The sequence below is a fragment of the Pseudoalteromonas sp. 13-15 genome (assembly GCF_001468205.2).
GTDB classification, from domain to species: domain Bacteria; phylum Pseudomonadota; class Gammaproteobacteria; order Enterobacterales; family Alteromonadaceae; genus Pseudoalteromonas; species Pseudoalteromonas marina.
The window spans coordinates 1,023,481-1,047,925 of record NZ_CP019162.1 but is presented as its reverse complement, the minus strand read 5'-3'; the positions used below and the strand labels follow the sequence as shown (position 1 = coordinate 1,047,925).

28 protein-coding genes are annotated in these 24,445 nt (G+C 39.1%); 10 read left to right on the top strand and 18 right to left on the bottom strand.

Annotation, left to right across the window (positions count from 1 at the left end; all coding sequences use genetic code 11):
- Positions 1-81 precede the first annotated feature (81 nt).
- The 5 genes from ATS72_RS04875 to ATS72_RS04855 form a co-directional block, all read right to left on the bottom strand.
- The gene (locus ATS72_RS04875; RefSeq protein ID WP_006792225.1) at positions 82-492 is read right to left on the bottom strand and encodes a hypothetical protein; all 411 of its coding nucleotides are present in this window, start codon (positions 490-492) and stop codon (positions 82-84) included.
- Positions 479-1,816 carry an ATP-binding protein gene (locus ATS72_RS04870; RefSeq protein ID WP_058429023.1) on the bottom strand — a complete coding sequence of 446 codons (1,338 nt, stop codon included), beginning with the start codon at positions 1,814-1,816 and terminating at the stop codon, positions 479-481. The genes ATS72_RS04875 and ATS72_RS04870 overlap by 14 nt, the downstream gene beginning before the upstream one ends.
- Positions 1,810-2,484, bottom strand: coding sequence for a response regulator transcription factor (locus tag ATS72_RS04865; RefSeq protein ID WP_008127723.1), 675 nt, complete (start codon positions 2,482-2,484; stop codon positions 1,810-1,812). The genes ATS72_RS04870 and ATS72_RS04865 overlap by 7 nt, the downstream gene beginning before the upstream one ends.
- A 3-nt stretch (positions 2,485-2,487) precedes the next feature.
- Positions 2,488-2,748 (bottom strand): PepSY domain-containing protein, encoded by a 261-nt coding sequence (locus tag ATS72_RS04860; protein WP_010557520.1) that lies wholly within the window; start codon positions 2,746-2,748, stop codon positions 2,488-2,490.
- A gap of 155 nt (positions 2,749-2,903) precedes the next feature.
- A complete protein-coding gene (locus ATS72_RS04855) occupies positions 2,904-3,206 on the bottom strand; it encodes a YciI family protein (protein WP_058429022.1) in 303 nt (100 codons plus the stop codon).
- A 189-nt stretch (positions 3,207-3,395) separates the two neighbouring features.
- Here ATS72_RS04855 and ATS72_RS04850 point away from each other — a divergent pair, with 189 nt between their 5' ends.
- Positions 3,396-4,820 (top strand): sodium-dependent transporter, encoded by a 1,425-nt coding sequence (locus ATS72_RS04850; RefSeq protein ID WP_058429021.1) that lies wholly within the window; start codon positions 3,396-3,398, stop codon positions 4,818-4,820.
- Positions 4,821-4,870: 50 nt separating this feature from the next.
- Here ATS72_RS04850 and ATS72_RS04845 read toward each other — a convergent pair whose 3' ends face one another.
- Together ATS72_RS04845 and ispZ are read right to left on the bottom strand one after the other, a co-directional pair.
- Positions 4,871-5,512: a CPBP family intramembrane glutamic endopeptidase gene (locus tag ATS72_RS04845; RefSeq protein ID WP_058429020.1), complete on the bottom strand. Its 642-nt coding sequence runs from the start codon at positions 5,510-5,512 to the stop codon at positions 4,871-4,873.
- A gap of 61 nt (positions 5,513-5,573) precedes the next feature.
- Positions 5,574-6,149, bottom strand: coding sequence for a septation protein IspZ (ispZ, locus tag ATS72_RS04840; protein ID WP_039036836.1), 576 nt, complete (start codon positions 6,147-6,149; stop codon positions 5,574-5,576).
- A 171-nt stretch (positions 6,150-6,320) separates the two neighbouring features.
- On the opposite strand from ispZ, the gene ATS72_RS04835 reads away from it, so the two are divergent.
- Positions 6,321-6,590: an HU family DNA-binding protein gene (locus tag ATS72_RS04835; protein ID WP_006792217.1), complete on the top strand. Its 270-nt coding sequence runs from the start codon at positions 6,321-6,323 to the stop codon at positions 6,588-6,590.
- Positions 6,591-6,797: 207 nt separating this feature from the next.
- Positions 6,798-7,376 (top strand): type 1 glutamine amidotransferase domain-containing protein, encoded by a 579-nt coding sequence (locus tag ATS72_RS04830; RefSeq protein ID WP_058429019.1) that lies wholly within the window; start codon positions 6,798-6,800, stop codon positions 7,374-7,376.
- Between the two features lie 60 nt (positions 7,377-7,436).
- Here ATS72_RS04830 and trpA read toward each other — a convergent pair whose 3' ends face one another.
- Genes trpA through ATS72_RS04800 form a run of 6 tightly spaced genes read right to left on the bottom strand, consistent with a single transcriptional unit; the run spans position 7,437 to position 14,023 of the window.
- Positions 7,437-8,258 carry a tryptophan synthase subunit alpha gene (gene trpA / locus ATS72_RS04825; RefSeq protein ID WP_058429018.1) on the bottom strand — a complete coding sequence of 274 codons (822 nt, stop codon included), beginning with the start codon at positions 8,256-8,258 and terminating at the stop codon, positions 7,437-7,439.
- On the bottom strand, positions 8,255-9,439 hold the full coding sequence (gene trpB, locus ATS72_RS04820) for a tryptophan synthase subunit beta (protein WP_006792214.1): 1,185 nt from the start codon (positions 9,437-9,439) through the stop codon (positions 8,255-8,257). The genes trpA and trpB overlap by 4 nt, the downstream gene beginning before the upstream one ends.
- Before the next feature lie 7 nt (positions 9,440-9,446).
- Positions 9,447-10,811 (bottom strand): bifunctional indole-3-glycerol-phosphate synthase TrpC/phosphoribosylanthranilate isomerase TrpF, encoded by a 1,365-nt coding sequence (gene trpCF / locus ATS72_RS04815; RefSeq protein WP_058429017.1) that lies wholly within the window; start codon positions 10,809-10,811, stop codon positions 9,447-9,449.
- Positions 10,804-11,841, bottom strand: coding sequence for an anthranilate phosphoribosyltransferase (gene trpD, locus ATS72_RS04810; protein WP_058429016.1), 1,038 nt, complete (start codon positions 11,839-11,841; stop codon positions 10,804-10,806). The genes trpCF and trpD overlap by 8 nt, the downstream gene beginning before the upstream one ends.
- 9 nt (positions 11,842-11,850) lie before the next feature.
- A complete protein-coding gene (locus ATS72_RS04805; RefSeq protein WP_010557514.1) occupies positions 11,851-12,453 on the bottom strand; it encodes an aminodeoxychorismate/anthranilate synthase component II in 603 nt (200 codons plus the stop codon).
- Between the two features lies 1 nt (position 12,454).
- Positions 12,455-14,023 carry an anthranilate synthase component 1 gene (locus tag ATS72_RS04800; RefSeq protein WP_058429015.1) on the bottom strand — a complete coding sequence of 523 codons (1,569 nt, stop codon included), beginning with the start codon at positions 14,021-14,023 and terminating at the stop codon, positions 12,455-12,457.
- Positions 14,024-14,470: 447 nt separating this feature from the next.
- Between ATS72_RS04800 and rnm the strand changes: the two genes are divergently transcribed.
- The 5 genes from rnm (at position 14,471) to ATS72_RS04775 (ending at position 18,060) form a co-directional block, all read left to right on the top strand.
- A complete protein-coding gene (gene rnm, locus ATS72_RS04795; protein ID WP_058429014.1) occupies positions 14,471-15,325 on the top strand; it encodes an RNase RNM in 855 nt (284 codons plus the stop codon).
- Positions 15,322-15,942: an L-threonylcarbamoyladenylate synthase gene (locus tag ATS72_RS04790; protein WP_058429013.1), complete on the top strand. Its 621-nt coding sequence runs from the start codon at positions 15,322-15,324 to the stop codon at positions 15,940-15,942. Before rnm ends, ATS72_RS04790 begins: the two co-directional genes overlap by 4 nt.
- A 6-nt stretch (positions 15,943-15,948) precedes the next feature.
- Complete coding sequence (locus tag ATS72_RS04785; protein ID WP_058429012.1) at positions 15,949-16,773, top strand: segregation and condensation protein A; 825 nt, start codon at positions 15,949-15,951, stop codon at positions 16,771-16,773.
- Between the two features lie 155 nt (positions 16,774-16,928).
- Entirely contained in the window at positions 16,929-17,480 is a 552-nt protein-coding gene (locus ATS72_RS04780; RefSeq protein ID WP_006792206.1) for a cytochrome b, read from the top strand.
- A gap of 1 nt (position 17,481) precedes the next feature.
- Complete coding sequence (locus ATS72_RS04775; protein WP_058429011.1) at positions 17,482-18,060, top strand: YceI family protein; 579 nt, start codon at positions 17,482-17,484, stop codon at positions 18,058-18,060.
- Between the two features lie 60 nt (positions 18,061-18,120).
- On the opposite strand, the gene ATS72_RS04770 is transcribed toward ATS72_RS04775, so the two are convergent.
- Positions 18,121-18,954 (bottom strand): transporter substrate-binding domain-containing protein, encoded by an 834-nt coding sequence (locus ATS72_RS04770; protein WP_039036843.1) that lies wholly within the window; start codon positions 18,952-18,954, stop codon positions 18,121-18,123.
- 125 nt (positions 18,955-19,079) lie between these two features.
- Entirely contained in the window at positions 19,080-19,247 is a 168-nt protein-coding gene (locus ATS72_RS18825) for a hypothetical protein (protein WP_008131463.1), read from the bottom strand.
- A gap of 368 nt (positions 19,248-19,615) precedes the next feature.
- Here ATS72_RS18825 and ATS72_RS04765 point away from each other — a divergent pair, with 368 nt between their 5' ends.
- Positions 19,616-20,167: a hypothetical protein gene (locus ATS72_RS04765; RefSeq protein WP_058429010.1), complete on the top strand. Its 552-nt coding sequence runs from the start codon at positions 19,616-19,618 to the stop codon at positions 20,165-20,167.
- A gap of 40 nt (positions 20,168-20,207) precedes the next feature.
- Here the strand turns inward: ATS72_RS04765 and ATS72_RS04760 are convergent, their stop codons facing one another.
- Positions 20,208-21,008 carry a M61 family metallopeptidase gene (locus ATS72_RS04760; RefSeq protein ID WP_058429009.1) on the bottom strand — a complete coding sequence of 267 codons (801 nt, stop codon included), beginning with the start codon at positions 21,006-21,008 and terminating at the stop codon, positions 20,208-20,210.
- A gap of 184 nt (positions 21,009-21,192) precedes the next feature.
- On the opposite strand from ATS72_RS04760, the gene icd reads away from it, so the two are divergent.
- Positions 21,193-22,461, top strand: a complete 1,269-nt coding sequence (gene icd, locus ATS72_RS04755; protein ID WP_058429008.1) for an NADP-dependent isocitrate dehydrogenase — start codon at positions 21,193-21,195, stop codon at positions 22,459-22,461.
- A gap of 12 nt (positions 22,462-22,473) precedes the next feature.
- Here the strand turns inward: icd and ATS72_RS04750 are convergent, their stop codons facing one another.
- A complete protein-coding gene (locus ATS72_RS04750; protein ID WP_006792199.1) occupies positions 22,474-22,911 on the bottom strand; it encodes a hypothetical protein in 438 nt (145 codons plus the stop codon).
- Between the two features lie 521 nt (positions 22,912-23,432).
- Positions 23,433-24,380: a LysR family transcriptional regulator gene (locus ATS72_RS04745; protein ID WP_058429007.1), complete on the bottom strand. Its 948-nt coding sequence runs from the start codon at positions 24,378-24,380 to the stop codon at positions 23,433-23,435.
- Positions 24,381-24,445 lie beyond the last annotated feature (65 nt).

Sequence of the window (24,445 nt, the reverse complement as noted above, 5' to 3'; positions counted from 1 at the left end):
AATCTACTAGTAGGTAGTTTGTTTTGTGTGTGCACTATTGTCAAGTGAGTATGCGAGCTAGTCGTGTTATTTACACGTGGTTTAAAAAGGTTGTTTTAAGGATTCTGTAAACTGATTTACTAACTGAATTTCACAGTGCTTGTAGCTGATAGCGGCTGCTTTTGCATTAGGAAGTTTTAATATGTAGCGCCACTGGCAGGCGCTTTCAATGTACTTCTCGTTATTTTTTATACTGCGCATAAATAACTGCAGTACTTGGGTATTACCCGTTGCTTCTTCAGATTGGACGAGTTCGTACTTACGTTTTTGTATCCAAGTCCCTTGCTCTTGTTTGGCTTTATCGAGCTGGGTGTCAAGGCATTGTATGTAACGCTTAGATTCATTCATAGTTGGCTTATCAACCAATTGGCACACAGCATTAGAATAAGCACTGCCACTTATTATAAGGAGAAAAAACGAAAACAAGTTTGCATACGTGTTATTTTTTATCATGGTAATTAAACTCTAATATAAATTGTGCGCCGCCTAGCTTGTCGGCTTCAGTGATTGTCAGTGTGCCGTGGTAAGATGTAACCAAGTCCGAGACAATGGCCATGCCAACACCATGCCCACTTTGGTATGTATCTAAGCGTGTACCGCGTTTAAGTAATGATTCGCGCTTATCTTCTGGCACACCCGGGCCGTCATCACTTATACCTATACATAATGTTTTACTTTGCACCACTTGTACCGTTACTTGAGAACGACACGCTTTACAGGCGTTATCAATTAAGTTGCCTAATAACTCCATTAAATCGGTTTGGTCACCTAAAAAGTAGTCTTTATCAGAAACTATACAATCAAAAATAATATCTTTGTCGCGATAAACTTTAGCCATTGCACTAAGTATTGAGTCGATAACTGGTTTTATAGGGGTTTGTTTTTTCCACGTATCTGATGCGCCAGTAGCTGCACGCTTTAATTGGTGTTCGATCATCACATTTATACGGTCTAACTGTTCTTGTGCGTCAGCATCATTTGCAAGCGGGCTTGATTTAAGAACAGCAAGTGGGGTTTTAAGTGCGTGCGCTAAATCGCTGAGCGATGCTCTGTAGCGTTCTTTTTGTCGTTGCTGAGATTCAAGTAACAAGTTTAAGTCGGCTTTTATGGTTTGTAGTTCAATCGGATAAAGGCCTTTAATTTCTTGTATATCACCAGATTCAATGGCTTTTATTTCTTTATCTAAGCGCTGAAGTGGGCGAGCGCTCCAAATAAAACCAATAGCCATTAAAATTGTTATGGCAATACCCATAACAAACATCCACTCAACAAGTGTTTGTTTAAACCCATCCATTAAGCGAAGTAGAGCGTCGTTACGCTTTACTAAAATGAACCGAGCCTGCTCGGACTGATCAATGTTATTTAATATTACGGTTAAACTAAGCTGCCAATAAACCGTATTTTTGTATTCTACGCGCCTAAAGTCAGCAGCACCGGCTTTGGTTTCTATTTGTTGAGGTGCAAAGTCGACATTAACCGCCGACTCCGAATGCCAAATTGGCTCTTCATCTCGGTAAATCATTGCGTAAGTGTCAGAGTTTAATCTGTTAAGCTCAGGCGCTAATATAGTGCTTGGCATGATTATGCCATGTTCAGTGAAGTCTACCTCAGATATGAGAGAATAGAGTTGAGCTTCTAGCGTTTTTTCTGTGGCATCGACCAAAGAGGCATAATAGGCTTTGCCAATTGAGTAAAACAAAATAGGCAGTGCCACCAATAAAACAAAGACAAGGATAAATCCTTGCCTTATTTTTAGTGATACTTGCGGTCCTACCACTGACTTTTTAGCCTGTAACCACGGCCACGTAACGTTTCAACTGGGTTGAGGGTGCCTTCTGGGTCTAACTTTTTACGTAGGCGTAAAACAAACACTTCAATTACATTCGAATCAAGGTCGAAATCCTGATCGTAAATATGCTCAGTGAGTTCTGACTTAGAAATAACCTTTTGTGGGTTTACCATTAAGTATTCAAGTACTTTATACTCATAAGCCGTTAGGCTTAACTCTTTGTCATCGACCCAAACTTGTTGCGAACGGGTGTGTATTTTTATAGGTCCTGCTGTCATTTCAGGGTTAGCTTTACCTGCACTGCGGCGAATAAGTGCGTTACAACGCGCTGCTAATTCTTCAACATGAAATGGCTTTGTTAAATAGTCGTCTGCACCGGCATCTAGCCCTTCAACTTTATCTTGCCAGCGATCACGGGCTGTTAAAATTAAAATTGGAATTGTCACGCCTTGGGCACGTGCTTTGTTAATTAACTCAATTCCGTCAATTTTAGGTAAACCCAAATCAACCACAGCCATGTCCAAAGGGTATTCCGTAATATGAAATAAACCAGCTTCACCATCGTGACATAGATCCACGCTGTAGCGTTCTTTCTCTAATGCATTTCGTAGGTTGTCTGCTAAATGTAGATCGTCTTCAATAACTAAAATTCGCATTTTTTAATCCTTTTTCACTTCGCCGGTTTTTTTATTAATATGTAAATCAACGACGTGGCCGTCAGATTTGAGTATTCGTACGGTATAAAACTCTGGTTTTTCAGTTATCTTTAGCGTTTTACCGCCAATGCTTTGTTTTGCAAGTATTACCGCTTTCTTTTTATCCACCGGTTGATTAACCTTTTTAGTGGGCGTAGCCGAAGCTTGGCTGTTGCTAGCAAAGCTAACACAAGCAATAAAAATGAGGCTTAACAATACGCGCATAACAGAAACTCCTAGACCAGATAACCTTAGTTTAATTAACTAAGTTACTAAAATTCAAGTAAAAACGTTAAATCCGTAATTACATTAGTAATTTTAATTAAAAACGTGTGAACAAATCCTGAATTACAGGTTGGCTTGTAACAACACGCTGTTATTTAAACTGGAAACACTTTTTTGAATGGTTTAACAATTGTATTTACGTATACGCCACCTGAAACGTAAGGATCATTAGTTGCCCATTCACGCGCAGCTTCTAGCGAATCAAACTCTGCAATAATAACTGAGCCAGTAAAACCGGCATCTTGAGGGTCTTCATTATCAACCGCAGGGAAAGGGCCGGCGGTAAGTAGCCTGTTTTGTGCATCAAGCTCTTTTAAGCGTTCTAAGTGCGCTGGACGTGCGGCTTTTCGTAATTCAAGGCTGTTTTCAACGTCTGTTGAGTAAATCATGTACAACATAATAGATTCTCACTTAAGTTGTTAAATTTAATTATGCAAATAGTACCACAGAGCTCAAATTTGGCTAACTAAAAGCGTATACACTTAGGTTTACAGTTGGATTTTATTTTTAACGCTAATTGCTTGAAAACCGCTGTATAACACTGGTAGAGTCGCTCAGATACTCAAAATAATAAAAAGGTTTTATACATGAGCGATAATAGAGAGCGATTTAGCTCCCGTCTCGGATTTATACTGGCTGCAGCTGGTTCTGCCGTTGGTATTGGTAATTTAGTGGGTTTTCCCGTTTCTGCGACTAAAAACGGTGGCGGCGCATTTTTATTAATTTACGCTCTATTTGTCGTGTTTATTTGTTTACCCGTGATGATGGCAGAAATGGCCATGGGCAGAAATGCTCAAAAAGATCCGCTCGGTTCATACAAGCTTTTAGCAAATAACGATAAAAAATGGAAATTTGCGGGATTTTTAGCCGTTTTAACTCCATTTATGATTGCCGTTTTTTATATGGTAATTACAGTGTGGATATTTGGCTACTTGATACAGGCGGGCATGGGTAACTTAGATGCGTTAGCCGACCCAGCCCATTTTGGGACATTTATTAACAGCTACACAGTATTTGCTTATATGGCAGTGGTGGTTGTTATTGTTAACCTTATTTTACTCGGCGGTGTAAAACAGGGCATAGAAAAAGCGGCTAAAGTATTAATGCCAGCATTGTTAGTAATGCTGTTAGCTTTGGTAGCGTATGTTTTAACGCTAGATAACGCATTGGCAGGCGTTGAGTATTACGTAATTCCTGACTTTTCAAAAATGAGTGCTAGCGTATTAAATGGTGCATTGAGTCAAGCGTTCTTCTCTTTATCGCTAGGTATGGGTATTTTAATGACCTATGCGTCTTATATTTCTAAGAAAGACGACATAGTTAGTAGTGCAAAAATGGTGGCTATTACAGACTCACTAGTCGCGTTTGTTGCCGGCCTTATGGTTTTACCCGCTATATTTAGTTTTGACCCAAATACTAACCCGGAGTCGTTATCAGACTCGTCTGTATCAATGATTTTTGTTTATTTACCTAAAATTTTATTAGCATTACAAAACGATATTGGCTATGTAGGGGCTTCAGTTGTCGCCTTTTCATTCTTTTTACTTGTATTTTTTGCAGCAATAACGTCTTTGGTTTCAATTGTAGAAGTACCAACGGCAACATTGAGTGATCGTAAAGGTATTAGTCGTAAAAAAGCTTTAGGTATACTAACGCTTAGCACAGGCGTGCTTACAATTATATGTACTATGTCGTTTGGTATGGTTGACAGTTTAACGTCGTTTACCAGCTATGGCGGTGCCAGTAAGAGCTTTTTTGATATTGTAGTTGATGTATTCTACGACACTATTTTACCTCTTAATGGCTTAATGGTGTGTTTGTTTGTAATGTACCGATGGAAAAAAGCGCGTTTAACACAGGAACTAAGCCAAGGTTCACCTAGCTACGAAGGCAGCATGATGGAGAAATACGTTAACTTTTCTCTTTCAACGTTTATCCCATTTATTTTAGCCGTGATATTTATAAACACGGTTGCTACCAAGTTCTTTGGTTTAAAGTTATTTGGCTTTTAAAATGTAAAGTATAAAAAGCCGCGCTTGCCGCGGTTTTTTGTGCCTAACATTTAGGTTAAAGCACCTGAGTCTAAATAACTCCCAATACCTAGAGTAAACATCCAAATTCCCCACAAGCTATGCTCAATAACACATACAAAGGTTGAGCGGCTTTGAGCGTAAGTATACGAAAATAACAACCCACCTAAAAAAGCTAAACATACCGCAATCAAATTTGCATAAACTATATGAGCCAGTGCAAACACAGTGGCACTTACAATAATTCGCATACTTTTTTTAGGCATAATGTGTTTATAACGATGAAAAAAATAGGTTCTGAATATTAGCTCTTGAGGGATAACCGACAACACGGGGTATAGCAGTAACAAAAGCAGCCAATCATTAAAAGAATTACGAGGGAGGGCAAACCAGTTTTCTTGATGGATGATCCCGTAAAACATACCAGAGAAAACGGCGCCTAATAAAAAGAAACTAAACAGACGATTTTTTACAGCAGAAAACTGTCCAAGGCTGGTAAGCCTGAAGCGTTTAAAGTGTGGGTCGCTCAACAAAAGCATGCAACATACGCTCATTAATATTATAAGCGCAGGGAAAAGCCAATTTGCTAAATGGCTGCGTAAGCTAAAGCCTACTAGCGGTAAAAAGATAAATATGAGGGTAAATTCAAACCAGCGGTATTGATTAGCGTTCAAGGTCGTCTCAGGCTGTTTTTTTATAAACTAACAAGCTAAGACGACATTTTTATGACGAAAACTAGTTTACAGCTTCGTCATCATCAGGGAGGTATTTATAAAGGGCAATAATTGTGGCAAAAATGCTTACAAATGTAATAGCCATCAAGCCAAAAACTTTAAAGTTTACCCAAAAGTCGAGTGAAAAGTTATACGCTATGTATATGTTAAGTGCTGCAATACCCGCGGTAATAGCTACCCACATTAAGTTTAATTTATCCCATAATGGCTCTGGCACGGTTATTTTTTTATCTGTGTCATTTGCGTTTTCTAAAATAGCGGTTAGTGCCTTTTTTACTAAGTTTTTATTGAGTATGTAACGACTCACAAGCAGCATAATGCTGAAACCCGCGTATATAATAGTGGCTTTCCACTTTACAAATTGCTCATCATGAAACACAAGCGTTAAGGTGCCAAACACGGCGGCAATAGAAAAGAAGATCCACTGGCGGGTGGGTACTTTCCCATGCTTGTAATAGCTATATATGACTTGAATAAGCGATGTTGCAATTAATAAAGCTGTTGCCCAGTAAATATCTACAAGCTTAAACACTGCAAAAAACAGTATAAGTGGAATGTATTCAATTAATGCGTGCATATACTACCTAAATTATACAAAAATAAATTACAGCGTTTTTACCACATAACACTTGGTAACTACAAGGTTGACTTAAAGCCCTGTAAGCCTTAGCCTGCGTGGCTTTATTTATTCATCATTATATTCCCACGCTAAGCGTATTCATTGTTTACGTGTATTTAGGAGCCTTATATGAACAAAACTCAACTTATTGCCGAAATGGCAAAACACAGCGAACTTACTAAAAAAGATTCACAAGCCGCTCTTACAAGTATTCAAAAAGTGATTACTAAATCGTTATCTGAAGGTGATCAGGTGCAAATTAATGGATTTGGTACGTTTGCACTTAGCTATTATCCGGCACGTACTGGGCGCAATCCACAAACGGGCGAGACAATCGAAATAGAAGGGGCTAACAAGGCCGTTTTTAAACCAGCTAAAGCTCTTAAAGATCGCCTTTAATACTTCACTTCTACTTACCTTTTTATTTGTACTATCTAGAGCAACGCTCTTTTAACGTCATGTAGATTATTCATTAATTATAAATAATTTACATGGGGTTATATCATAAATTAAAATTTAATATAATTTTCAATGATTTAAATCTGGCATCCGTCCTGCTTATTGTTTAGTGCGTTAAACACTTAATTAATTTATAAGGAGAGCCAAATGAATACATTACAAACGCGTACGCCCCTAAAAGGTAAAAAAATTGCCATTTTAGCCACTGACGGTTTTGAACAAAGTGAATTGTTTTCTCCTCGTGATGCATTATTAAATGCGGGTGCAGAAATAGAGATCGTCTCTATCAAAGAAGGTCAAATAACTGGGTGGAATGAAGATAAATGGGGCGAAAAAATATCAGTAGATAAACTCGTCACCAATACAAACTCAGCTGATTACGATGCGTTGATGTTACCCGGTGGGTTATTTAATCCAGACAGCCTTCGTCAAGACAAACACGCAAAAGCCTTTATAGACGGCTTTTTTGGTGCAGAAAAAAACAAACCAGTTGCTGCAATCTGTCATGCACCATGGTTACTGGCAGAAATTAATAAGTTACGTGACCGCACAATTACTTCTTTCCCAAGTATTAAAAGCGATTTAATGAATGCAGGCGCAAACTGGGTAAATGAGGAAGTGTGTGTAGACAGAGGTTTAGTGACCAGCCGCAGCCCAGAAGATTTAGATGCTTTTAACGCTAAATTTATTGAAGAAGTGCTAGAAGGTAAGCATAAAGCACACTAAATTTTAATAATGAAAAAGGGCATTTAAATGCCCTTTTTATGTGTTTAAATCTAAGTTTACTTAAAGCTCTGTAGCGGCTTTCATGTTGCTAACAAACGTTTTTAGTTGTGCTGTCATTGCATCCAAATCATCAAGATTGGCTTCAATAATCTTTACCACCGCAGAGCCTGAAATGGCCCCGGCTGCACCTGCATTTAATGCTGATTTCACATCGTCTGGCGTTGAAATACCAAAGCCTAGTAGAGCAGGGGCTGCATGATACTCTTTTAATTTATTTACAATATTACCAGCGGGCATTTGTGCTTTGGTATCAGTACCTGTTACGCCTGCACGTGAAAGCAAATAAGTATAACCGCGTCCATATGAAGCACACTGGCGAAGAGTGTCGTCATCTGCATTAGGTGTTGCAATAAATATTGGGTCAACCCCATTGTCCATTGCAGCCTTTCTAAACATTTTAGATTCATGCAAAGGAACATCCGCTACCAAAATAGAGTCTACCCCTACGGCTTTTGCATCTTTGTAAAACGCTTCTAAGCCACGTTTAAACACTAAGTTTGAATATAATAATAAACCAATTGGAATATCTGCATTGTATTCACGAATTTCTTTAATGATGTCAAAGCAATCTTGGGTGTTAATATTCACATCAAGGGCACGAATATTAGCGGCTTGGATAACAGGGCCATCGGCTATTGGATCTGAAAAGGGGATACCTAGCTCTAGTCCGTCAGCACCACCATCAATTAAGCTTTTAATGATAGCAATGCTCTGCTCTTTTCCTGGGTCGCCAATAGTCACAAAGGGAACAAATGCACCTTGTTTTTTCTCATTAAGTGCAGCAAACATAGCGCCATAACGGTCCGTCTTAACTTGGCTCATAGCTGGCCTCCTTCAGATAATACTTTGTGTACATGTGCTAAATCTTTATCGCCACGGCCACTTAAATTAATTACGATTACACTGTCTTGCGTCTGCTCTTCTGCATATTTTAGCGCGTAGGCTAAAGCATGGCTTGACTCCAGAGCGGGAATAATACCTTCGTTTTTAGCTAATGACTGAAATGCGTCAAGTGCCTCAGTGTCACTGATACCTACATATTGTGCACGGCCAGTTTCATGTAAAAATGCATGCTGTGGGCCTACCGCTGGGTAATCTAGACCTGCTGATACAGAGTATGATTCTTCAATTTGGCCATCATCGTTTTGCATAATGTAAGTGTATGTACCGTGTAGTATACCTTTAGTACCCTTACAAATAGTGGCGCCGTGTTCGTGGGTATCTAAGCCTTTACCTGCTGGCTCAACACCAATTAGCTTTACGCTAGGCTCGTCAATAAAATCGGTAAACATACCAATAGCGTTTGACCCACCACCCACGCAAGCTATAACGGCGTCTGGTAAGCGACCTTCAGCTTCAAGCACTTGTTGCTTGGCTTCTTCACCAATTACTTTTTGGTATTCGCGAACAATTGTTGGGAATGGGTGAGGGCCCGCCGCAGTTCCTAGTAAGTAGTGTGCTTCTTGGTAGTTAGCTGACCAGTCACGTAGCGCTTCGTTTACGGCATCTTTTAATGTGCCAGAACCCGCTGTAACAGGAATGACTTCTGCGCCCATTAATTTCATTCTAAATACATTAGGTTGTTGGCGTTCAACGTCTTTCGCGCCCATGTATATACGGCATTTTAAACCTAAAAGTGCGCATGCTAAAGCTGTAGCGACACCATGCTGACCTGCGCCGGTTTCAGCAATTACTTCTTTTTTACCCATACGTTTTGTTAATAACGCTTGGCCAAGCACCTGGTTTGTTTTGTGTGCACCACCATGAAGTAAATCTTCACGCTTTAAGTAAAGTTTAACCTTTGGGTTTTTAACTAAATTACGCGTTAAAGTAAGCGGTGTAGGGCGACCCGCATACTCGTTTAATAATTTGCTAAGTTCTGCCTGAAACTCAGGATCTTTTTGCGCTTTGTTAAATTCGTTTTCTAACTGCTTAAGTGCAGGGACAAGCAACTCGGGTACAAACATACCGCCAAACTCGCCAAAATAAGCTGGATTTTGCATTTTAACCTCAATAATTTCTGATACTTGTAAAAGCATGATGTAATTTGTTTGGGCACTTTTTGCCCGGAGCGTCTTCAACCCCAGAATTTAAGTCAAGGCCTAAGGCACCTTGATAAAGCGCATCTTTAATATTGTCTGGATTTAAGCCACCAGCTAGCATAAACGGTGTTGTTGCATCGCGAAGAAGCGACCAATCAAATACTTTTCCTGTACCACCAGCTTGTTTATCACTGTGAGTGTCGTACAAGTGGCGGTCAACGCCATTTACAGGAGTAGGTAGCACATCTTTAATTGCTTGTGCTTTCCAAATTTCACAATTGCTAGGTAACTGTGTACGCAACGCTTTAATGTAATCGTCACTTTCTTGGCCATGTAATTGAACTGCCGCTAATTTTAACACACTTGCGGCGTGAGCAACTTTCTCTGTTGGCTCATCAACAAAAACACCCACAAACTTAAGGGGTGCTGATTGCGTTATGGCTTGGGCGCAATCTAAATCAACACAACGTGGAGATTTAGGATGAAAAATTAAACCGCCATATACAGCACCCGCATTATATGCAGCTTGCGCATCTTGGCTGCGAGTAAGCCCACATACTTTATTTTCACCAAAAATAACCCGGCGACATGCTTGTTCTAAATCAGCTTCGGCCATCAGTGAGCTACCAATTAAAAAGCCATCGCACAGCGGTGCTAAGCGTTTAACGTCTTGATGGGTATAGATACCTGACTCAGAAATAACGACTTTATCTTCAGGGATTAATTTACGTAGTTTTTCAGTAGTAGCTAAATCGGTACTCAAGTCACGTAAATCACGGTTATTAATACCAATAATTTTAGCATTTAGGTCAAGTGCTCGGTGAACTTCTTCTTCGTTACTTACCTCGGTTAGCACCGCCATATTGAGTGAATCAGCGACCTTATGCAGTGCTGTGTATTCTTCATCATTAAGTACCGAAAGCATAAGTAAGATAGCATCGCCACCATAAATACGAGCCATATAAACCTGATACTCATCAATGAAAAAGTCTTTACAAATAAGTGGCTGATCAACTTGGCTACGTACAAACTCTAGGTAGTCAAAGCTACCTTGAAAGTATTTAGTATCGGTGAGTACGCTCATGCAGCTTGCATATTTTTTGTAAGCTGCAGTGATTTCAGTTAAATCAAAAGGTTCTCTTATTAACCCCTTAGAAGGGGATGCTTTTTTACATTCTAAAATAAATTGTGTACCGGGTGCCGCCAATGCTTTATAAAAATCACGGCTGGTTGGCACCGCTTGATCTTTAAAACTTTCAAGCGGACGAGCTGCTTTTCGTTCAATTAATTCTTGCTTTTTATCAGCAACAATTTTGTCTAATACATTAGCCATGACTTACCTCAATAATTGCATTTAATGTGTCCATGGCTTTGCCTGAACTTAAAAGTGAGTGTACTTGCTGTGCGCCATCTTTAAGTGAATCAGCTTTACCTGTTAGATATAAAAGAGCAGCAACATTTACCACAATAGCGGCGTTGTGCGCATCAGTGCCTTTGCCTTGTATAATAGCAACGCTTGCATCAGCGTTATATTGTGGGCCTTCACCTGCCAGTTGTTCAAGTGAATAGTTTGCAAGGTCGAAGTCGCTTGGGTTGAGCGTGTACTGGCTTATTTCACCATTGTTTAATTCAACAACATGCGTTGGCCCATGAAGGGCAATTTCGTCAGTGCCAGAACCGTGTACGATCATTGCGCGTTGTGTGCCTAATGTTTTAAGCGTTTGCGCCATAGGCATACATAGGGACTCGTCGTAAACCCCCAATAATTGCACATCAGGTGCCGCAGGATTCGCAAGGGGGCCTAGAATATTAAAAATAGTTCGTGTTTTAAGTGCAGTACGCACACCCATCGCATGGCGCACACCGCTGTGATAATGAGGTGCAAACAAAAATGTAAAGTGTGTTTGCTCAAGGCATTTTGCTGCTTGTTCAGGGCTCATATCTATATTAATACCAAGCGCTTTGAGTAAGTCGGCAGAGCCTGAGTTACTCGACACACTGCGGTTGCCATGTTTTACCATGTTAATACCCGCGGCAGCTGCGACAATAGCGGCAGTGGTGCTGATATTAATAGTATTTGACCCATCGCCACCGGTGCCACAACTATCTGCAAGTTGTGAGAAAGTAGTATTAAAAGCCACTGCGTTTTCACGCATAGATGCCGCAGCTCCCGCTATTTCATCACTCACTTCACCTTTCATTTTAAGACTAATAAGCAAAGCTGTTAGCTCAATATCGCTCATGTTACCTTGCATAATTTCATTAAATAGCGCTTTTGATTGGCTATAACTGAGTGATTGCTTAATCGTAAGTTGCTCAATGGCTTGTTGAACATTAAGTACGTTGGTTAAATGTGTACTCATAACGTCCTCTTAATTATTATTTGTTAGGTAAGCAACACTTTGTTGCAGCAACATAGCCCCGTTGGGCGTTAGTATTGATTCAGGGTGAAACTGATAACCCAGAGCACCGTCATCATGGTGATAAATAGCCATAGGAATATCTTGGTATTGTGCTATTACCTCTATGCTATCTGGTACTTGCGTAGCCATTAATGAGTGGTAACGTGCCACCGGCATTGTCTCGCCCATATTTTCAAACACAGGGTGTGTGCTTAGATCAATAATTGATGACTTACCATGTACGGTTTCACCCGCATGTCCGATTACTCCGCCATAACTTTGTGTTAACGCCTGTTGACCTAAACAAATACCCAGCATAGGGAAATGGCCTTTACACAGCGCAATAAGATCCATGAGGCAACCAGCATCGCTTGGTGTGCCAGGGCCTGGAGAAAGTACAAGTAATACTTGGCCTTGCTCTTGGCGCATTTTATTAAAAATAGTATCGGCGCTTATGTTATTTCTATACACAACAAGCTCACCACCGAGCATAGTTAGTTCGTCTACCAAGTTGTAACTAAACGAGTCAAAGTTATCTAAAAAGTAAATTTTGATTGGCTGTGATGCACCCATGTTATACCGCCTCGAAAGTTGATTTTATGGCGGTAATAACCGCTTGAGCTTTAGCGCGAGTTTCGTTAGCTTCAGATTGCGGTTCTGAGTCAAATACAACCCCGGCACCGGCTTGAACATAAGCCATGTTGTTTTTAACAAAGGCAGAGCGAATAACAATACAGCTGTCCATTGCGCCATCACCGGTTAAATAACCTACTGCGCCACCGTAACTGCCACGTCGTTTTCCTTCTGTTTGGCGAACTAATTCTGCTGCGCGAACTTTAGGCGCGCCTACTAAGGTACCCATGTTCATGCATGCTTGGTAAGCGTGAAGTGCATCAAGTTCTGGTTTTAATGTACCAACAACACGTGAAACTAAATGCATAACTTGCGAATAACGGTCTACTTTTAATAGCTCTTTGGCATGACGTGTACCTGCAACACTAATGCGGGCTACATCGTTACGGGCTAAGTCAACAAGCATTAAGTGTTCTGCACGTTCTTTTTGATCGTTTCTAAGTTCAAGCTCAATACGGCTATCTAAATCGGGATTTATTTGCCCATTAGCAAACTTACCACGAGGGCGCGTTCCTGCAATTGGATACACTTCTACCTGCTGGTTATTAATATCGTATTTAAGGGCTGATTCGGGTGATGCGCCAAATAAAGCAAAGTCCTCATCGCGCATGTAAAACATATAAGGGCTTGGGTTTTGTTGTTTTAATTGGCTATACGCATGTAAAGCATTAGGGCAAGGCAGCGAGAAAGTACGAGAAGGAACAACCTGAAAAATATCACCGTCTACAATGTTCTTTTTAAGTTTTACAACCTGTTCGCAATAGGTGCTGTCGCTTATGTCTACGCTCACCTCACATTCGCCTTTATTTAATGGGGCGCTGTATTGGGCTGCGTTATCGCAAAGGCTATTTAACTGCTCTAGCTGTTTACCTACTTCAAAGCAGTTTGCGTGTACGTCTGGGCCGTTAAACACGTTACCGATAAGTTCGGTGGTCTGTTTTTGGTGGTCTATTACAACTAATGTTTCAGCTAAATAAAATACATAATCAGGACAGCTGTTCTCGCCATCGGGAACGTCACTTAACTGTTCAAAGTTTGCAACCATGTCGTAGGCAAATACACCACCTAAAAATAGAGAAAATGGATTGTCGGTGGTGCTTTTGATTGAGTTAATACAAGTTCGTAGGGCACTAAATGCATTATCGGCTACTAGTTTACTGGCTTCATCAATGTCGTTACTTGTGCTCAAGTAATTTAGGGTTAGGGTTGTATCGTTTAATTCTACATTGCAGTTTTTAACATGAGCTTGTAAGTAACTTAACAGCTGGTGGCCATTGTTTGACTGGGCTGTAATCGTGACTGTTTTACCTTGGCAAACAATGCGCAATGCGCAATCGACTAAAATTAAACTTTTTACACTGTCTTTAGAATCAATTTCAGCCGATTCAAGTAGCAGTGAGTTAGGTTTATCAAGTGCCGCGTACAGCGCAAGTGGACTACTGATGTAGTCGCGTTTTTGCGTAATACTCGTTACTTCACCCGGCGTAGTTGTTATATGACTAAAAATCAAACCTCATTCCCTCAAAAAAATTAAACCCCGCAATGCTGTGCAATGCGGGGTTTGAATAACGATATCTAAATTACAAACAGATCATTACCGTCCCGCTATACCAGGCGCCACCACCAATGATGTGTAAGAGTAATACCGTTATTCATGTTTTCTGCCTCAAATTTATTATGTATTTATTAAAATTTAGTTATAAAAAAACCCGCATATTTGCGGGTTTTGAAATTTTGTCAGACACGACAATTCATCACCCGATAATTACGAGTGCCACCACCAAATTGTGTTTAGGTTTGAATTGTTCATTGTTTTTAATTCTTTATGTGTCTTAAAGTGGCTACAGTAAAACGTATCTAGTGCTTTAGTGTCAAGTGTTTATTTAAAACAATTTAATGAAAAAACTTGTTATACTTGCATAAATACCTTCAAACCTTAATTTTAAGCAGTTTTCTTTTGATAAAATATGATTTACATAGCCACACAACACATTCAGACGGACATTTAACGGTTGAAGAATTATTAAACCGTGCAGTAGATAAAAATATTGATGTGTTTGCTATTACCGATCATGACACTGTGGCAGCTATTAAACCGGCTCAATCATTTATTAAGTCTGAGAATCTTCCGCTGTCATTAATTACAGGCACAGAAATATCGACAAAGTGGGAAAGCTTTGAGATCCACATTGTCGGGTTAAACATAAATATTGATAACGAAGAGCTCGATGCCTTATTAACTGCACAGCAGCAAAAGCGAGAGGATCGGGCTACACAAATAGGCTTTCGCCTTGAAAAAAATGGCTTTGAAGGCATTTACGACCAAGCTAAAGAACTTGCTGTAAATGGACAAATTACACGTGCCCATTTTGCACGTGCATTAATGCAGCGTGGAGTCGCTAAAAATTTCCCTGGAGTATTTAAAAAGTATTTAGGGCGAGGTAAAACGGGGTACGTACCAAGCTGTTGGTGTGATATGCAAACCGCTATTAAAGCAATACATGTAGCAGGAGGGGTTGCAGTGCTTGCCCATCCAAGTAGCTACAGAATGTCTAATAAGTGGTTGCGTAAACTGTTAGTTGAATTTAAAAATGCAGGGGGAGATGCAATGGAAGTAGCGCAACCTCAGCAAGCACCTAGTGAACGTCAATTTTTAGGTGAACTCAGCCGAGAGTACGAATTATTATGTTCACAAGGCTCAGATTTTCATTTTCCGACAAGCTATTTAGAGCTTGGTAAAAATTTATACTTACCTAAAGATTGCCAAGGTGTTTGGCAAGTTTGGGAAGGACAAGAAGGGGCATTAACATGAGTCAATTATTTCATATTCATCCAGATAACCCACAGGCAAGGTTAATAATTCAAGCTGTTGATATAATAAAACAAGGTGGTGTTGTTGTTTACCCTACCGACTCTGGCTATGCAATTGGCTGTAACATTGGTAATAAGCAAGCCAAAGAGCGTATAGAGCGTATTCGTGGCATTGATAAAAACGACAATTTTACACTTGTGTGTCGTGATTTATCAGAGTTATCTACTTACGCACGCGTTGATAATCAATTATTCAGACTGATTAAAAATAATACGCCGGGACCTTATACCTTTATTTTTAAAGGTACAAAGGAAGTACCTAAGCGTTTATTAAACGATAAGAAAAAAACGATTGGCATACGTGTTATTGAGCACCCAATAGCATGTGCACTGTTAGCCGAGTTGGGCGAGCCGCTAATGTCATGTTCGCTTATCTTACCCGGACAAGAATTTACAGAGTCGGACCCAGACGAGATTTTAGATAGGCTTGATAAGCACGTAGATCTTATTATTCACGGTGGATACCTACCAGAGCAAGCAACAACCGTTATTGATTTGTCCGAGGACGATGTAAAAATACTGCGTGTTGGCTGTGGTGATGTGAGCCCGTTTGAGTAATTAAACGTGGCTTCAACGACTAAACTTCCACCAGTAATTGATGAGCCAGTGCAGCAAAATCTGCCACTGGCTTTTTTGCATGGAAAGGCCGTTGTTGATAAACCTGAAGACTTATATATTCCACCCGACGCACTTGAAGTTATTTTAGAAACCTTTGAAGGGCCGCTTGATTTACTTCTTTATTTAATAAAAAAACATAAGCTTGACGTACTTGAGCTTTCAATATTTAGTATTACAGAACAATATGTTAGCTATGTTGAAATGATGAGCGAATTTCAATTAGAGCTAGCTGGTGAGTATTTAGTCATGGCGGCATTGTTAGCGCAAATAAAATCACGGCTGCTTCTTCCTGTTCACGAAGAGCTCGAAGAAGAGGAAGACCCTCGTGCTGAACTAATTAAACGCCTACAAGAATACGAGCAGTTTAAAAAAGCAGCTGAAAATTTGGATGATATACCTCGTGTTGGCCGTGATATTTTCGTTGCTCATGCGGTAATGCCCATTAACGACGATACAAGCAAAAACCTACCCGAATTAGAACTCAAAGATTTAATGCTTGCCTTAAGTGACGTTATGGCGAGAGCTAAAACCTTTGAGCATCATCAAATAACAGCAGAAGTGTTATCAACCCGCGAGCGCATGAGCCAAATATTACACCAGCTTTCCAAATCAAAGAGTGCAATTGTGTTTAACGAACTTTTTAAAGCATCAGAAGGTCGCAGCGGGGTTGTCGTAAGCTTTATAGCTATACTTGAGCTTATCAAGGAAGGGCTTATTACTTGCCTGCAAGTTAATGAAGAGAGCTTAATATACGTAAGCCTCACTGAATAGCCGCTTCGAGTAAAACTGAAACACTCTCTTTAACCACTAAATTCCCCTATGTAAACCATTTATGTGCATATACGCACACAAGCTGTTTGCACATGCTATTTTACTGCGCACTTCTTTTCTATATCTTGTCGTTATCAAAACACAGGATATTAATTATGTTTAAAAACACCCCACTCTCATATGGGTTAGTTGCCATTATATTGCATTGGTTGATGGCGTTTACCGTTATTGGCTTATTTGGTTTGGGTTTATACATGGTTGAACTTACCTACTATGACAGTTGGTACAAAGGTTCTCTTGATTTACATAAAAGCATTGGAATTACGCTTGCAGCTATTTTGATTTTTAGAATTTTATGGCGTGTTTTTTCTAAACAGCCAAAACCGCTAGGTACAAATACTAAAGTCAATCAACTAGCACATACTGCCCACATAGCTATGTACATTTTATTAGCTGTGATTGTGGTAGCTGGTTATTTGATCTCAACTGCAGACGGAAGGCCCATTGAAGTTTTTACCCTGTTTAATGTGTCTGCTCTCGACTTTGTTTTTGATGATCAAGCTGATATAGCAGGAAAAGTTCATTACTACGGTGCATGTATATTAATTGGTTTTGTTGTTTTACATGCATTGGGTGCACTAAAGCACCATTTTATAGATAAAGATAAAACTTTAACAAGAATGATTACCCCATTGAAGGAAGATTAAAATGAACAAACTATTACTAAATACGGCTGTATCGGCGGCTCTCGTTTTATCAGCATCGGCTGTAAATGCTGCTGAATATGTTATTGATACAAAAGGGGCGCATGCTTTTGTGAACTTTAAAATAAAACATTTGGGTTACAGCTGGCTACATGGACGTTTTAATACGTTTGACGGTGAATTCAATTATGATGCAGGAAAACCTAATGCTTCACAAATAATGGTAAATATAGATACAACCAGTCTTGACTCTAACCATGCAGAGCGAGATAAGCACTTACGTGGTAAAGATTTTTTAAATGTTGATAAATACCCAACGGCTACATTTAAAAGTACTAACATTACATTTAACAACGATGATTCAGGCAAAGTAACTGGTGACTTTACATTACATGGTGTGACAAAAAGTATTACCTTTGAAATAGATAAAATAGGTGAAGGTCAAGACCCATGGGGTGGTTACCGTGTTGGATTTGAAGGCGAAACAAGCCTTAAATTAAGTGACTATGGCATTAACTATAATTTAGGACCTGCATCGACTCATGTTGATATTGGGTTATTTATTGAAGGTATTCGTAAATAAGCAGGGTTGTAATTATACAACTAACTTTGAAAGCGCCACATTACGTGGCGTTTTTTTTGCTTAGTTCATTCTTGTTTTTAGCAATGGCTTTAAATGCTCGGGCAACCACTTTGATAAGGCATTTATGTATGCATCAGTTTGTTTGATTACTTTAAGGTGTTTGTTTAGCAAAGCAATATTTTTAATCCCTTGCTCGGTTTTAGTGCAACCTATAAAACCATAGCTTAACGCAGGTGCTTCAGTTAATGGTCTTTGGGTTAAGTTATCTTGAAAGTTCATAGATTTAGCTAAATAAAAATGTTCACTTGGGTAGCCAAGTAAAATATCAATGCGTTTTAAGTTAAGCATATAGGTAAGACTAGCTAAGCTATCTCGGGTAGGGCGAATAACAATGTCAACATCGGGCGTTGAGTTAATTATACTATCGATAGCCTCCCCATAAGAGCGACTCAAAGACACGCCTAATGTTAGCTTTTTCTCTTGTAGTAAATCATACAAAGACACCTCAGCGTCGTTTTTAAGCGATAGCGCATTTGCTAGCTTTTTATGTAGTGCAACAGAGGGAGATAAACCAACAGTAGAGCTTTCTTGTGTAAATACCATTTGTTGCTTTCTGTTTTCGTTTTTATAAAGAGAAAGTACGCACGCGTCATTCGTTTTATCAGAAAGGGTTTGAATTAGCTTACTTGCAGGCACCACAACACGATTGAATTTGATATGAGGTAGTTGGTCTTCGAGTAATTTTATGATTGTTTCGTCGCGGCCTTGGCCCTGATACTTACCATTTAATATATAGTAAGGTGCAAAGTCGTTGGTTAACCAGTTAATTGTTTGAGCATGACAAACTGAAGTTAGAGAGCAACAAAATAAAAGAGTGAAAAGTACACGTAACATTGCAGTAACCAACGAATGTAATTGGATTATTGTTTTAACACTTAAGTATTAAAAAGTAAAATGCCAGCAACAAGGCTGGCATAATATTACGTGTTATCGCGCATGGGATTGCGATATAGCTTTGCTTAGCTAACTTTTAGCCACTTAACAAATTGACGCGCATCGCTAGCTTTTTGAAACAATGCGTTTTTTAACCCTTGTGTATCACTAAAGATAACACGATGTTTATTAACTGAAATTGATTGCACAGGATGTGCTATTTGGATCATAGATCCGTTATATTTATAAGACATAATAAAACTCACTTTATTCTTGTAATTTATTCTGCGCTATTTTTTATAGCAGATTGCAGTCAATAAATTAACGATGTTGTGTTTAGCTTCATTACAGTGTTGACGATCTTTATGACACTTTTACGATGATTGTAAAATTCATCTCGGTATTATTTAAGGGGTACTCGCCGTACAATAACTTAGCTTTCAAATATACGTTGTGCGGGGCTTACTGGATCAGGGTAAATAGGTTAACCGCAGTGGTTTCTTAAAACCAGAGAGGGAATGTAACCTAAATAAATTATGCTCGCAAGTTATTTGTATAGTTTTTGTAGTGTAGACTTTATCAACTGGGTTAAATACTTTGAATTACACCAAAAGGGAATCGTATGCATTACATAATAGTGAGTGATATTTACGGAAAAACACCGGCTTTACATGACTTTTGTAAAACATTAAACACTCAGTACACCCTTGTTGAACCTTACAGTGGGCAAGAGCAAGCTATTGAAAATGAAGAACTTAACTATGAAAATTTTATAAAAGCATGTGGCCACAACGTGTATACGGCAATGCTGCATAAACAATTTGATAGACTTACAGAGCCAACAATTTGCATTGCCTTTAGTGCAGGGGCTAGTGCCGCATGGCGAGCCCAGTTATTAACAAGCAATCCACATCTTAAAAAAGTGGTTGGTTTTTATCCATCACAAATACGAAACTACTTAGATTTAGACGCAAGTGTACCCTGTGAGTTTATTTTTCCTTACGATGAGGTGCACTTTGATGTTACTGCTGTTATTAATGAGCTTAATAAAAAACAAAACGTAATTTGCAAACCAACAGATTATTGTCATGGATTTATGAATAAGCGTTCTTTAAATTATAATGAACAGGCTTATCAATACTTTTGTAACTATTTAACTTCAAATGATTTTTAGCATCTTGGTGATAGACGCCTAACTTTAAAATCAATATAGCTCAAAGTGTGTTTATTAATTTTTTAGTTATGTTTGGAAAGTCAGAGCGGTTTTTATATTCTGCATATAAAGAAGTAAAAATACTACTACGTGAGAGTTTATCTAGGTCTTTGATAAACGTTTTAGCACTTGAACGCGCTGTTCTACAGCATAGCTGATAGGCTTTTATTATCTCAGCAAGGGTTTGACCTTGCTGGTGGAGTGCTAAATCGGCTTCAACAAAAAATGCAGCGCCTGTCCAATATACTCGTTGCTGTGCACCTTGATTCCACATATCAGCAGAAAGCTCACTTAAGGGCTGCGACTTGGTTTTGTTTTGTAGTCTACCTCTATTAAACCCAGCATCTAATCGTTGAACAAATTGCGCTTGGGTTATTACACCGCTGTCTCGCATAATTACGTTTTGCATATAACTGGCAAACCCTTCACTTAACCAAAAAGCAGAGTAGGGGAAAAGCGGTAAATATAAATGCGATAGCTCGTGATATAGGGTCCAGTCTTTAGTAAATGCATTTAAACTAGCGTATCTATCAATATGAAGTTCAACCCCATCGGGATTGCTCCGCTTTACCGTTGCCCATGGTACAGGCTCAAATGCAAAATATTGCGGCTTTAAATAAATAGGCAAGGTAGTTTGCTTTAAAGGTCCAAGCGTATTTTCAGTTTTTTTTACACTCTGATCAATCCAGGTAGAGACAACTTGCTGGCCACTTTTAGACAGCGAGTCTAGCTCGTGTATGTCAACCTCAAGAGCGTAGATGTTTAAAGAGTATAAAAATAGCAACGTCCACAATAATTTCATTAAAACCCCTCTATATTTAAAAACTAATACGAACCGTACACGCTATAAGACCATCCTTTTAACTACATAAGCACATCGTATTTGTTATTTTTTAAACTGATACCAACTATAAAAAGGCAATTAAAGACACGCCCTAATTAACATGCTTTAATCGACCATATACATTGATTTATAGGCTTTAATGATGCAATACCAACATATAAAAATGCCAGAGCAAGGGCAACATATAACGGTAGATGAGCAAGGGCAGTGGGTTATTCCTTCAGAGCCTGTTATTGCCTATATTAATGGAGATGGTGTTGGGCAAGATGTTATGCCCGTTATGCGAAATATTGTAGATTGCGCTATCAAACACTGTTACGAAAACAAGCGAAAAATACATTGGATGCAAGTGTTTAATGGTGAGCAAGCAGCCAAGCTTTACGATGGTGATTGGTTTCCACAAGAAACAATACAAGCAGTAAGAGCCTGTAAAATAGCAATAAAAGGGCCATTAACTACGCCTTTGGGCGGAGGGTTCCGCTCTTTAAATGTTGCTTTACGTCAAGAAATGGATTTATTTGTAAATATGCGCACTATCAAAGGGTTTAGTGCTTTGCCTTCTCCTTTAAAAAATCCTTTTTTAACCAACATTACGGTTCTTCGTGATAGTAGCGAAGATGTATATTCGGGCATTGAGTGGCAAGCAGGCAGCATTGAAAGTGAAAAAATGCTCGACTTTTTATGTGAAGAAATGGGGGTAACGCGCCTTAGGTTTTCACAAGATTGCGGCATAGGTATAAAAAATATATCCAAAGAAGGCTCTGAACGATTAACACGTTTTGCTCTTAATTTTGCCCTTAATAATAATCGAGATTCTGTCACTTTTGTTCATAAAGGCAATGTGCTTAAGTTTACAGATGGGGCATTTAAACGATGGGGCTTTGCACTCGCCAAAAAGGAATTTAATGCAATTGAGCACGAAAATGGCCGCTGGCTGAAAATTGAGCGTGCAGGGCAGGCGCCTCTAATAATTAAAGAAGTCATTGCCGATAACATGCTGCAACAATGTTTAATGAACCCTGAGCATTTTGATGTAGTGGCAACTACGAATCAAAATGGGGACTTTTTAGCCGATATGCTCAGCGCTCAAGTGGGCGGTGTAGGTATTATGCCTGCGGCAAACTTGAATAATGATGTGGCTTTTTTTGAACCTACTCATGGTACATTTGAGCGAATTGCAGGGCAAAACAAAGCGAATCCAAGCAGTAGTATTTTGAGCGCAGTACTCATGCTTAAATTTATGAAATGGGATGAGGCTGCATTAACTATTGAAAATGCTCTAGAAAACACATTAGCAAGTGGGTATGTTACTTTTGATTTAACCCAGCAAGGCATTGATACTTCAAAAACTCATAACTCGACAACCTTAAGCTGCACAGACTTTGCAGATAAAGTTATCGAGCACTTTTAAACACATTCATTATTAAGCTGCTGAGGCAGTTTTAACTGTATGTACGCATGGGCGATTAGTTAACTGTGCGGCACGATGGTAGATGTCGTGTGCATTTGGTTCATCGCATTGTGTACCACTAAGCGTATCCATTAAAGCAACAACAATGATTGCAGGAACCTGGCAGCAATATTCATCAAGTACCGCTTCAGTTGTTTGCGCATCCACATGACAGTGCGGATGGTTTTGCAGTTGGTAAGCGTTCAATAGTGTTTGTACTTCAAGTACATCGTTTGGTTGGTGCTTAGTTTTACGACAAGTACACCCAAACTCATCAACTAATGTCGCCAGTGTTTGGTAAACATCTGTTGTTTGTAATGTTGCTTTAGAACATAACTGCTCTTCAATGAACTGATGTAAGTTAGCGTCGATGAATAACCCGTCTTGGCGTGTGAAAGAAGCTGTTGTCATAATAAATACTCTTAGTTTGTTGGCTTAACTTCACTCTAGCGCTAACTGTATTATTAATGAAATTGTTGTTTTCAATAACTGATATTGATTAGATCAATATTAAGTTTTATTCATTTAATTTACGCTAAATTTATCGGTTTTCCTTTTCATTTAATTTGGTGCAAAAAATAAATAAATGCACAAAAGTGGTACAAATATCAACAGAGGGAATAGGGAGTTTTTGGTTAAGGCTTTGAATTAATTTAAAATAAAAAACATGGTATCGGCTTTGCAAATTACTAATGAGTAAGGTTACTCCCCTTGCTAAGACTTATACGACTCCAAAGCAAAACATCGAGACACTCACTTTATTAAAGTGAGTGTCTCGATGTTTTATTTATAGAAAAATTAGTTTTTAAACGTTGTGTTTTTCTTACCTCTCACCTAGCCCGTCATTTTTAGTATGTATTTACTAGCAAATTGAATGTGTGCTTTTAGATTTTTTCAGTATTATCCGAAGCACGTTACAGATATTTTAAAATTTACCTATCTGCTACTGTTTTAGCGAACTCAAGCATTTCGCGGCGTAACCATTGATGCGCTGGCGCATGGTGAAGCAGTGGGCTCCATATCATTTTTATCTCAATAGGCACTATTTGAAACGGGGGTGGACTTATTACTAAGTTAGTATGTGTTGTTAATAGCTTTGCTTGCCTACGTGGTAATGTCGCAACCAGTTGCTCTGATTGGCAAAGTAAACTGGCAATCATGTAGTGGCGGGTAAATACCCTAATTTTACGTGTTTGCTCTAACTGCCAGAGTGCTTCATCTACCCAGCCTAATTTTTGTTTACCTGACTTATTAGTTACTGCGGCTTCAGGGCCCCAACCAGCCCGGTTTACCCAAATATGTTCTTTTTTGAGGTAATCATCGAGTGTGGCGTTTTGTAAAAAAGTATTCTTGGGGTGTGTTAAACAGCAGTAGTTATCGCGCCATACTGTGGCTTGGTGAAACGATCGCGGTAATCCGTTAAAGCGATTAATAGCAAGGTCTATGGTGCCTTTTTCCATGTCTTGTAAGTTAACATCGCTTGGGCTTAAAACGTCAAAATTAATACCCGGATTTTTATTTAATTGCGCTGTTATAAATGGCGCAATTAACGTTGACTCTAAATAGTCGTTTGCCATTATTCTGAAGGTTATTTCAGCCGTAGCGGGGTTGAATTGCTCACTGGGTTGAGTAATTGCTTCAGCCATTTTTAATAATGATTCTATTTCGGGTTTAAGCAGGAGTGCTTTAGCTGTTGGGGTCATTGACCCTGCAGCGCGAACAAGAAGCGGATCTTCAAATAAATCGCGTAATCGCTTTAATGCATTACTCATTGCCGGTTGTGTTAGCGCTAATTTGTTGGCGGCTTTAGACACACTTTTTTCGTCTATAAGTACGTTTAAATAGACGAGAAGGTTGAGATCGACGTTACGTATATTCATTAGATCAATCTTATTTATTTGCTGTATTAATTATCTAAATTAAAGCCTGCTTGCTAAGGTGTAAA